At 74.2% G+C, this 10,715-nt stretch carries 6 protein-coding genes and 1 pseudogene; 6 read left to right on the top strand and 1 reads right to left on the bottom strand.

Features of this window, described 5'->3' with window-relative positions; translation table 11 throughout:
- Positions 1-75: 75 nt before the first annotated feature.
- Positions 76-2,478 (bottom strand): glycoside hydrolase family 3 N-terminal domain-containing protein, encoded by a 2,403-nt coding sequence (locus tag ACZ6TV_RS30440; RefSeq protein ID WP_465300723.1) that lies wholly within the window; start codon positions 2,476-2,478, stop codon positions 76-78.
- Positions 2,479-2,730: 252 nt separating this feature from the next.
- Between ACZ6TV_RS30440 and ACZ6TV_RS30435 the strand changes: the two genes are divergently transcribed.
- From ACZ6TV_RS30435 to ACZ6TV_RS30410, 6 genes and pseudogenes are all read left to right on the top strand, one after another.
- Entirely contained in the window at positions 2,731-3,573 is an 843-nt protein-coding gene (locus tag ACZ6TV_RS30435; protein ID WP_465300722.1) for a lysostaphin resistance A-like protein, read from the top strand.
- Between the two features lie 10 nt (positions 3,574-3,583).
- On the top strand, positions 3,584-4,771 hold the full coding sequence (locus ACZ6TV_RS30430; RefSeq protein WP_465300721.1) for a sensor histidine kinase: 1,188 nt from the start codon (positions 3,584-3,586) through the stop codon (positions 4,769-4,771).
- Entirely contained in the window at positions 4,768-5,439 is a 672-nt protein-coding gene (locus ACZ6TV_RS30425) for a response regulator (protein ID WP_465300720.1), read from the top strand. The genes ACZ6TV_RS30430 and ACZ6TV_RS30425 overlap by 4 nt, the downstream gene beginning before the upstream one ends.
- Before the next feature lie 139 nt (positions 5,440-5,578).
- Positions 5,579-7,738, top strand: a complete 2,160-nt coding sequence (locus tag ACZ6TV_RS30420; protein WP_465300719.1) for an MMPL family transporter — start codon at positions 5,579-5,581, stop codon at positions 7,736-7,738.
- A 143-nt stretch (positions 7,739-7,881) separates the two neighbouring features.
- Positions 7,882-8,673: pseudogene (locus ACZ6TV_RS30415) on the top strand (GH92 family glycosyl hydrolase); the annotation flags it as partial.
- Between the two features lie 80 nt (positions 8,674-8,753).
- Positions 8,754-10,673, top strand: coding sequence for a GH92 family glycosyl hydrolase (locus ACZ6TV_RS30410; RefSeq protein ID WP_465300718.1), 1,920 nt, complete (start codon positions 8,754-8,756; stop codon positions 10,671-10,673).
- Positions 10,674-10,715 lie beyond the last annotated feature (42 nt).

Raw genomic sequence — 10,715 nt, 5'->3', positions numbered from 1 at the left:
CATCTCCCCCCCCCCCCCCCCCCCCCCCCCCCCCCCCTCCCTCCTCCCCCCCCCCCCCCCCCCCCCCCGCCGCGCTCAGCCGGCCGTGCAGGCCGAGCCGTTCACCGTGAAGGCTGTCGGGCGGGGGTTCGCGCCGGTGTACGAGCCGTTGAAGCCGATCGACACGGACCCGCCGGCCGGGACCGCGCCGTTGTAGGACTCGTTGCGGGCGGTGACCGCCGCGCCGCTCTGCGACCAGACGGCCGACCAGCCCTGGGTGACGCGCTGACTGCCGGGGAACGTGAAGCCCAGGGTCCAGCCGGACAGCGCGGTGCCGCCGGAGTTGCGGATCGTCACCGCGCCGCCGAACCCGCCGCCGCCCCAGTCGTTCACCGAGTACGTCACCGCGCACGCCGCGCCCGGGTCGGTGCCGCCGGGCGTGGTGACCGTCGCGGCGGCCGAGGCGGGCCCGGTCCGGCCGGCGGCATCGACGGCGACGACCGTGTAGCGGGTCGTCGTGCCCGGGGTGAGGCCGGTGAGCTGGTAGGACAGGCCGGTGACGGTGGCCAGCAGGGTGCTGTCGCGGTAGACGCGGTAGCCGGTCGGCGTGCTGCCGGTCGCCGGCGCCGTCCAGGTCAGGGTCGCCGACGTCGAGGTGACCGCCGACGCGACCGGCGTGCCGGGCGACCCGGCGGTGCCGGCGTAGGTCAAGCCGAACCCGAACGGGAACAGCGGGGTCTTGCCGTCGCCGTCGTTGACGGGCTGCTGGGACGCGGACTGCATCCAGGTCACCGGCAGCTTGCCGCTGGGGTTGTGGTCGCCGAAGAGCACGTCGGCGACGCCCGCGCCCTCGGTGCCGGGCAGCCACGCGGCGAGCAGCGCGCGCCAGTCCGGCAGCTGCGCGGCGATGTCGAGCGGGCGGCCGGAGACGAGGACGACCACGACCGGCACGCCCGAGGCCTTGAGCGTGCTGAGAGTCTGCAGGTCGGTCGCGTCCAGGCCGAGGGAGCCGGGCCGGTCGCCCTGGCCCTCCGCGTACGGGGTCTCGCCGACGACCGCGATCGCGGCCGTGTAGGAGCCGTCGATGCCGGCGCCGGTCGCGTTGTACTGCACGGTCGAGCCGGGCGCGGCGGCGCGGATGCCCTGCAGGATCGTGGTGCCGGCGGTGGTCTGGCCGCTCGCGCCCTGCCAGCTGATCGTCCAGCCGCCGCTCTGGTTGCCGATGTTGTCGGCGCTCTTGCCGGCCACGAAGTACCGCCCGCCGCTCTTCGCCAGCGGCAGCACGTCGCCGGTGTTCTTGAGCAGCACCTGTGACTCGCGCACCGCCTGGCGGGCCACGGCACGGTGCGCGGCGCTGCCGACCGTCGCCGTGTACGAGCGGTCGGCCAGCGGCTTCTCCAACAGTCCGTACTCGAACTTCCTGGTCAGGATCCGCCGGTTGGCGTCGTCGATGCGGGCCATCGTCACCCGGCCGGCCTGCACCTCGGCGCGCAGCGTGGCGACGAACGTCTTCCACTCGGTGGGCACCATGACCATGTCGATGCCGGCGTTGACCGCGCGGCGGACCTCCGAAGCGGTGAACCCCGCGCCGCCCTCGATCTGGTCGATGCCGTTCCAGTCGGACACGACGAAACCCTTGAAGCCCAGCTCGCCCTTGAGGACCGTGTTGAGCAGGTAGTCGTTGCCGTGCAGCTTCTGGCCGTTCCAGGAGGAGTACGACACCATCACCGACGCGACGTCGCGCCGCACGGCCTCGGCGAACGGCGGCAGGTGCACCGCCCGCAGCTCCGCCTCGGACAGCTGGGTGTCGCCCTGGTCGACACCGCCGGTCGTGCCGCCGTCACCGACGTAGTGCTTGGCCGTGGCCAGCACGCCCTTGCCCTGGTAGCCGTCGATGACGGTCGCCAGCTGTACCGGCAGCTCGGGCTTCTCCCCGAACGACTCGTAGGTGCGGCCCCACCGGTCGTTGCGGGCCACGCACAGGCAGGGCGAGAACGTCCAGTCCACGCCGCTGCCCTGCACCTCCTCGGCGGTGGCCGCGCCGACCTGCCGCACCAGCGCCGGGTCGCGGGTCGCGCCCAGGCCGATGTTGTGCGGGAAGATCGTCGCGCCGGCGAGGTTGTTGTGCCCGTGCACGGCGTCGGACCCGTAGACCAGCGGGATCCGCAGCGGCGTCGCGAGGGCCCCGGCCTGGAACCGGTCGACCATGTCCGCCCAGCCGGTGGCCGTGTTCGGCGACGGCGCCGAACCGCCCCCGGACAGGATCGAGCCGATCTTGTACTGGGTGACCTCGGCCGGCGTGATCGACGCCCGCTCGGCCTGCGTCATCTGCCCGATCTTCTCGTCGAGCGTCATCCTCGACAGCAGGTCCGCGAGCCGGGTGGCGACCGGCAGCGCCGGGTCCTCGTACGGCGCGGCGGCCGTCGCCGCCCTGGCAGCGGTCATGCCCGCGGCGACCAGCGCACAGGTCACGGCGACGGTGATGGCGGAGCGGCGCATCCGGGTGTGCCTCCTCGGCGGCAGGGGGCTCCGACGCTAGGCCGCGGCCGCCCCGCCCCGCCGGTCCCCGCCGCCGCGGCGGCATGAACGCGCTGCTCAGCACGCCTGCCCGGGATGAAAGCTTCACGAGCCTGTCCCCCGGGCGAGCCACACGCGGTGTCCACCGCACGGTGACGTCGGCGACCGTCGATTTCCCTAGCATTGCCCGTGTACGCAGCGACGTTCGTTCGCTGGGTCACGGAGGAGTCGAAGATGTCGGTCTGGGTCAGGTTGCCGGTCCTGCTCGTGGTGTTCCTGGGTGTTCTCGTGCTCGGACAGGTCGCGGTCGGCGCCGCGGACGGCTCGCCGGTCGGTGCGCTGCTGGTCGGCCTCGGCTGCGCGGCCCTCACGTTGGCGGCCTACGCCCTGGCGGTCCGCCTCCTCGAGCGGCGGCGGCCGGTCACCGAGCTGGCCCGGGCGCGGGCCGTGCCCGAGACCGGGGCCGGCGCCGCGGCCGGGGCGGTGCTGTTCACGGCCGTCATCGCGGTCATCGCCGCGCTCGGCGGCTACCGGGTCGGCGGTTGGGGATCGGCCGGCGGCGCGGTGACGCTGGCCGGCGTGATGGCGGTCGCCGCCGTCGCCGAGGAGGTGCTGTTCCGGGGTGTGCTGTTCCGCCTGCTGCTGGAGCGGTTCGGCGCGCCGGTCGCGCTCGCCGTGTCCGCGGCCGTCTTCGGCGGCCTGCACCTGGTCAACCCCGGTGCCACACTGTGGGGCGCGACCGCGATCGCCGTCGAGGCGGGCCTGATGCTCGGCAGCGCATACCTGGTCACGCGCTCGCTGTGGCTGCCGATCGGGCTGCACTTCGGGTGGAACTTCGCCGAGGCCGGCCTGTTCGGCGCGACGGTCTCCGGCACCGAGGGCGGTCCGGCCGGGCTGCTGCGCGGCGTCGCGCAAGGCGCCGACGTGGTGAGCGGCGGCGCGTTCGGGCCCGAGGCGAGCATCGTGTCGGTCGTGGCCGGCGCGGCCGCGACCGCCGTCCTGCTGCTGCTCGCGAAGCGCCGGGACGCCCGGCGCCGGGACGAGCCGGCCCAGCTCCGGCCGGCCGTCGATGGCTAGGCTGTCCGGCATGCCCTTGACGGCCGCCCGGATGGCACCCGGGCTTGCCCGGTGGCGGGCGCTGCCGGTCGTCGCCCGGGACGGGGTGCTGGCCGGTGCGCTGCTCCTGGTCGCGCTGCTGCCGCCGCTGACGAGGTACAGCACCGGGGTCGGCGAGCTGCCGGTCCGCCCGTCCGACGCGCTCGCCGTCGCCGCCGTGGTCGCGCAGTGCGTGCCGCTCGCGGTGCGGCGCCGGCTGCCCGCCCTGTGCCTGCTGGTCGTCGAGGCCGGCTTCGCGGTGCAGCAGCTGCGCGGATACTCCACGTTCGCCGGTCAGGCGCTGCTCATCGCCCTCTACAGCGCCGGAGCGTACGCGGGCGGACGGGTCGACGCGGCCCGGGCGCGGCGCCGGCTGGCGGTCGTGGCGACGGCCGGGTATGCCGCGCTGGCCGTCGGGCTGGACGCCGCCGGTTCGGCGGAGGGCTGGTTCGGCTTCACCACGTTCTACGTCACGCTGTGCGCGTGCTGGGCCGGCGGCGCGTGGATGCGCCGGCAGCGGCAGCTCGAGGCCGAGCGGCGGGGGCGGGCGGCGGCGGAGGCGCTCGCCGAGGAGCGCGCCCGGATCGCCCGCGAGCTGCACGACGTCGTGACCCACCACGTCACCGCGATGGTCGTGCAGGCGGACGCGGCGAAGTTCCTGCTCGACCCCGCCGCGCGGGACGTCGCCGCCGGCCTCGACGCGGTCAGCGACACCGGGCGGCACGCGCTCAGCGAGCTGCGGCATCTGCTCGGCGTCCTCGACCCGGCCGGCCGCCGGCCCGCCGCGACGCACCGGCCGGTGCCGGGCGAGATCCAGGACCTGGTGGAGCGGACCCGGGCCGCCGGGCAGCCGGTCGAGCTGTTCGAGTCGGGCACCCCGCGCCCGGTGCGCGGAGGGCCGGAGCTGGCCGCGTACCGGCTGGTCCAGGAGGCGCTCACGAACGCACTCAAACACGCCCCGGGCCGGCCCACCCTCGTCGACGTCCGGCACACCGGCGACACCATCGAGGTCCGCGTGACGACCGAGGGCGCCGTCCCCGCACCATCCACGGTGGACGGTGGGCGAGGGCTCGCCGGCCTCCACGAACGGCTCGCCGTGTTCGGCGGCGAGCTGACCGCCGGTGCCGACGCCGGCCGGTTCGTCGTGCATGGCACGATTCCACTGGGAGGCGGCGGTTGAACGGCACGATCCGGGTCGCGATCTGCGACGACCAGGCGCTGGTGCGCACCGGGTACGCCACCATCTTCGCGGCGCAACCCGGGCTGAGCGTGGTCGGGCAGGCCGCCGACGGCGCCGAAGCGGTCCGGCTCGCCCGCCGCGAGCGGCCCGACGTCGTGGTCATGGACGTGCGGATGCCGGTGCTCGACGGCATCGAGGCGACCCGGCAGCTCGCCGGTCCCGGTGTGCCGGACCCGGTCAAGGTGCTGGTCGTGACGACGTTCAACCTCGACGAGTACGTGTACGAGGCGCTCAAGGCCGGCGCGAGCGGCTTCCTGCTCAAGGACACGCACCCCGCCCAGCTCGTCGACGGCGTGCGGGCGGTCGCGGCCGGTGACACGCTGCTCGCGCCGCAGGTGACCCGGCAGCTCATCGGCCGCTACGCCGAACGGGTCCGTCCGGGTCCGCCGCGGGACGAGCGGGTCGGCACGCTCGCCCCGCGCGAGCTGGAGGTCCTGCGGCTCATCGCGCGGGGCCGCTCCAACGCCGAGATCGCCGCGGCGCTCGTGATCAGCACCGAGACCGTGAAGACCTACGTGTCGCGGATCTTCACCAAGCTCGACCTGCGTGACCGGGTGCAGGCGGTCATCCTCGCGTACCGCAGCGGCCTGGTGGCTCTGGACGACTGACCCCGAAGGTTCGCCTGCCGGGCACTTCACGGTCGTGCGCGCCGAGGAGACCCCGCCGGCGACTGAGCCGCCCCGGGGCAGCGACCTGAGGCCGCGTCTGGCAGGTTGGTCCCCACTGGAACGGGGAGGGCGGGACGCGATGGCTGACGGGTTCATGGCGCGGGTCGGCGGCTGGTGTTTCCGGCGCCGCTGGTGGGTGCTCGGCGTGTGGCTGGTCGCGGTCATCGGTGGCGTCCTGGCCGCCGGGCCCCTGCTCGACGCCATCTCCGAAGGCAACTCGGTCCGCAAGAAGGTCGAGTCGATCGAGGCGTACGACCTGATCAGCACCGCCGAGGACTCCGCCGGGCAGGTCGTCGGCCTGGTGGACGGCGTCGACCCGGCGGCCGCGGACGTCCGGGCCGCCGTCGACGCGGCCACCGCCCGGCTGCGCGGCGTCGAACACGTCCGGCGGGTCGAGGCGACCGCAGTGTCCGCCGACGGCCGCGCGCTGCTCGTCGTGGCGACCCTGGAGAAGGTCGACAAGCCGACCCGCAACGACGCGGTCGACCGGGTCGAGGCCGAGCTCGACCGCCTCGAGGGCGAGCTGCCGGCGGGTGCCGGCGTCCGCGTCGGTGGCTCCGCCACGGTCAGCCGCGACGCCGGGCGGACCCTGGCCGAGGACCGGAACCGGGCCGAGCTGCTGTCGCTGCCGCTGACCCTCGTCGTGCTCGTCATCGTGTTCGGCGGCCTCATCGCGGCCGGCGTGCCGGTCCTCGCCGCGGTCGTGTCCGTCGCGTCCGTCTTCCCGGTCCTGTACGCGTTCACCACGTTCACCGACGTCGACTCCAACGCGCTGACCGTCGCGTCGCTGCTCGGGCTGGGACTGTCCGTCGACTACGGGCTGCTGCTCGTCGCCCGCTACCGCGAGGAGCTCGCCGCCGGGTTCGCCCCCGAGGTCGCCATCGGCCGGGCGTGGGCGACCGCCGGGCGCACGATCCTGTTCAGCGCCCTCACCGTCGCCGCGGCGCTCGCCGGTCTGCTGGCGTTCTCGGTGCGGCAGCTGACCGCGCTCGGCGCCGCCGGGGTGTCGATCGCCCTCGTCGCGATGCTGGTGTCGCTGACGTTCACCGCCGCGCTCATCGGGCTGGCCCGCCGCCGGCTCAAACCGGCCCGCAGGTCCGCCGCCGAGGACGAGGCCGGAAAGGGCTTCTTCGCCGCCCTCGCCGCGCTGGTACAGCGCCGCGCCGCGCTCGTCGCCGTGGCCACCGCGGCGCTGCTGCTCGCCGCCGGGCTGCCGCTGCTGTCAGCGACGGTGAAGCTGCCCGGGCAGGACGGCATCCCGCGCGGCATCGAGTCGGTCCGGGTCGCCGACGAGCTGAAGACCCGCTTCGGCCGGTCGTTCGCGCCGGCGGTGACGCTCATCGCGCGGACCGACGCGGCGACCCTCGACGCGTACGCGGCCCGCTGGGCGGACGACCCGGCGGTCGGCAAGGTGCAGCCGGCGAAACCCGTCGGGTCCGGTCTCGCCGCCGTGGAGCTGAGCCTCCGCGGCGGGGCGCAGGACGACGCCGCCCAGGACCTCGTCGGCCGGATCCGGGCGGACCGGCCGGCCGGGGTGCAGTCCTGGGTGACCGGTGACGCCGCGGTACTGGTCGACCTCATCGACCTGATCATCGACGACCTGCCCCTCGCGCTCGGCATCACGCTGACCGCGATGCTCGTGCTGCTGTTCGCGATGACGGGTTCGCTGGTGGTGCCGGTGAAGGCGATCCTGGCCAACGTCGTCTCGCTCGGCGCCACGCTCGGCGTGATGGTCGCCGTGTTCGAGCACGGCTGGCTGTCCGGGGTGCTCGGCACGCTCACCGTCGGCGGGCTGGACCCGTTCGTCGTGGTCATCCTCTTCGGGTTCGCGTTCGCGCTGTCCATGGACTACGAGGTGTTCCTGCTCGGCCGGATCAAGGAGTACGTCGACGGCGGCGACGACACGGACACCGCCGTCCGGCGCGGGCTGCAGCACACCGGCCGGGTCATCACCTCGGCCGCGCTGCTCATGGTCATCGTCTTCGGCTGCTTCGCCGCCGCGCAGATGGGCAGCATCGAGCAGATCGGGCTCGGCCTGACCGTGGCCGTCCTCATCGACGCCACCGTCGTGCGGTGCCTGCTCGTCCCGGCCACGATGACGCTGCTCGGCCGGTGGAACTGGTGGGCGCCCGCCCCGCTGCGCCGCCTGCACCAGCGGATCGGCCTGAAGGAGCTGACCCTGCCCCCGGCCGCGCCCCCGGCGGACGAGCCGGCGATGAGCGGCGCCCCGCGAGCCTAGGACCGGCACCAAGCCCTGCACCGTCGCCTACTGGCACCACCCACTGTTCACCTCCAGTTCCGACCGCGCCCCGTCGACGTCCACCCGGCCGCTCTACCGGTCCCTGTACGACTACAACGCCGATTTGCGACAACTCTGAACGAATGGGCGATGCCTTGAAGCAACGTAAGCAGGCGCTGTGCGCGGTCGTCATCGCGGCGGCTGGGCTGGTGGTCGCGCCCGCCCTGCCGGCCGCGGCCGACACGGTCACCGACCCGGCCGCCTATGTCGACCCGTTCATCGGCACGGCGCACGACGGCAACACCTGGCCCGGGGCGGTGCGCCCGTACGGGATGCTGTCGTGGAGCCCGACCAGCACCCGCGGCGACCAGACCAGCACCGGCGCCGCCAACGGCTACCAGTACGACGTCACCCGCATCCGCGGGCTGAGTCTCACCCACCTCAACGGCGCCGGCTGCAACCCGGGCGCCGCCGGCGACGTGCCCATCATGCCGTTCGCGTCCACTGTGGACTCATCGCCGAGCGCCGACAGCGCCGACGCCAGGTACGCCACCAACTTCAGCCACGCCGACGAGAGCGCCAAGCCCGGCCGGTACACCGTGAGACTCGCCGACGGCGTCCGCGCCGACCTCGCCGTCACGGCCCGCGCGGGCGTCGGGCAGTTCACGTTCCCTGCCGGCCGCCCCGCGAACCTGCTGTTCCGCACCTCGAACTCGCTCAACGGCAGCGAGGACGCCGAGATCACCATCGACGCGGCGAACCGCAAGGTGACCGGTTCGGTGCTGACCGGCGCGTTCTGCGGGCGGCGGGCCAACGGCGGCACCAACAACCGCAAGACCTACTACCGGCTGTACTTCTCCGCGACCTTCGACGCCCCGGTCGCCTCGACCGGCACCTGGGTCAACGGCACCCTGACCCCGGGCGGCACCCGGGCCACCGGCGGCGAGGGGTACGCGACCGGGCGGGCCGCGGCTCCGGCGGCTGGGTCGGCTTCGCGTCCGGCGCGAACGTCCGGATGCGGATCGGCATCTCGTACGTCAGCCTCGCCGGGGCCGAACGCAACCGCGACACCGAGCTCGCCGCCGGCGTGGACGTGCCGGCGGTCGCCGCGCAGGGCTACGACGACTGGAAGCGGCAGCTCGGCTCGGTGCAGGTGACCGGCGGCAGCACCGCCCAGCGGACCGCGTTCTACACCGCGCTCTACCACAGCCTCCTGCAGCCCAACCTGGTGTCCGATGTGGACGGCCGCTACCTCGGCAGCGACCGGGCCGTGCACACCGTCACCGCCGGGCAGGGCGCGCAGTACGGCACGTTCTCCGGCTGGGACCAGTACCGGGCCCAGATCCAGCTCCTCGCGCTGCTCAAACCCTCCGTCGCCGGCGACTACGCGCAGTCCATGTACCAGTTCGCGCAGCAGAACCGCGGGATCTGGGACCGCTGGCTGCACAACAACGGCCCCACCCACGTGATGACCGGCGACCCGGCCGCGCCGACCCTGGCCACGTTCGTCGCGATGGGCGCCGACCACTTCGACACCGCCGGCGCCTACGCCTCCCTGTACCGGCAGGCCACCGTCCAGAACGCCGACGCGCTCAACGACGGCGGCTGCCCCGGCCAGTGCACCGGCCAGCGCCCGGCGCTCAACCAGTACCTCGCCTCCCGCTACGCACCGCAGAACGCCTGCCACTGCTGGGGCGGCGCCGCCGAGACGCTGGAGAACTCGCTCGCCGACTTCTCCCTCGGCATGTGGGCCCAGCGCCTGGGCCGCACCGCCGACCAGGCGACCATGGCCGCCCGCGCCAACTGGTGGCGCAACACGTTCAACCCGGCGGCGACCTCGACGGGCGGCTACCAGCAGGCCCGCAACGCCGACGGCAGCTGGGTCGGCGGGTTCTCGCCCTCCACCGACGTCGGGTTCGCCCAGGGTACCTCCGCGACCTACACCTGGATGGTCCCGCAGAACGCCACCGGGCTCGCCCAGGCGATGGGTGGCACCGCGCCGGCCGTGCAGCGCCTGGACGCGTTCTTCCACGACGCCGCCGGCAACTGGGCGGTCAAGGGCGGCAACGCGCAGCGCTACGATCCCGGCAACGAGCCGGGCCTGCACGCACCGTGGCTGTACAACGCGTTCGGGCAGCCGGCCAAGACCCAGGCGACCACCCGCGAGATCGTCGACACCGTCTACGGCACCGGCCCCAGCGGCCTGCCCGGCAACGACGACCTCGGCACCATGTCCGCCTGGTACGTCTTCGCCGCCATCGGCGTCTTCCCTCAGGTCGTCGGCCGCGCCGAGCTGCTCGTCGGCAGCCCGCTGTTCCCGAACGTGAAGGTGACCCGCGACAACGGCGTCGTGCTCACCGTCGACGCCCCGGCCACCACCGACGCCAACCAGTACGTGCAGTCCGCCGCCCTCGACGGGTCGGCGCTGACCCGCTCCTGGCTGCCGGAGTCGTTCATCCGTACCGGCGGCACCCTGTCGCTGACGATGGGCGCCACGGCGTCGTCGTGGGGCACGGCGACCGCCAACCGCCCGCCGGACCGCACCGGCACCGGCCCGGTCACGCTCGTGCAGCTCGACAAGTGCCTGGACGTCAGCAACTCCGGCACCGCCAACGGCACGAAGATCCAGATCTGGGGTTGCAACGGCACCAACGCGCAGCAGTGGACGGTCCCCGGCGACGGGACGCTCCGGGCCCTCGGCAAGTGCCTGGACGCGGCCGGCGGCGGCACCGGCAACGGCACCAAGCTGCAGCTGTACGACTGCAACGGCGCCGGCGGGCAGCAGTGGTCCTACGTGCCCGCCACCCAGGCACTGCGCAACCCACAGTCGGGGCGGTGCGTGGACGACCCGCAGAGCAGCACGACGAACGGCACGCAGCTGCAGCTGTGGGACTGCAACGCGACGAACGCCCAGCGGGTCACCTACCCCGTTTGACCGTGTGACGGCCCGGCCCTCGCGAGGGCCGGGCCGTCGGTC

This window comes from Dactylosporangium sp. NPDC051087, assembly GCF_055586325.1.
This window is presented reverse-complemented; position numbering and strand designations above follow the sequence as displayed.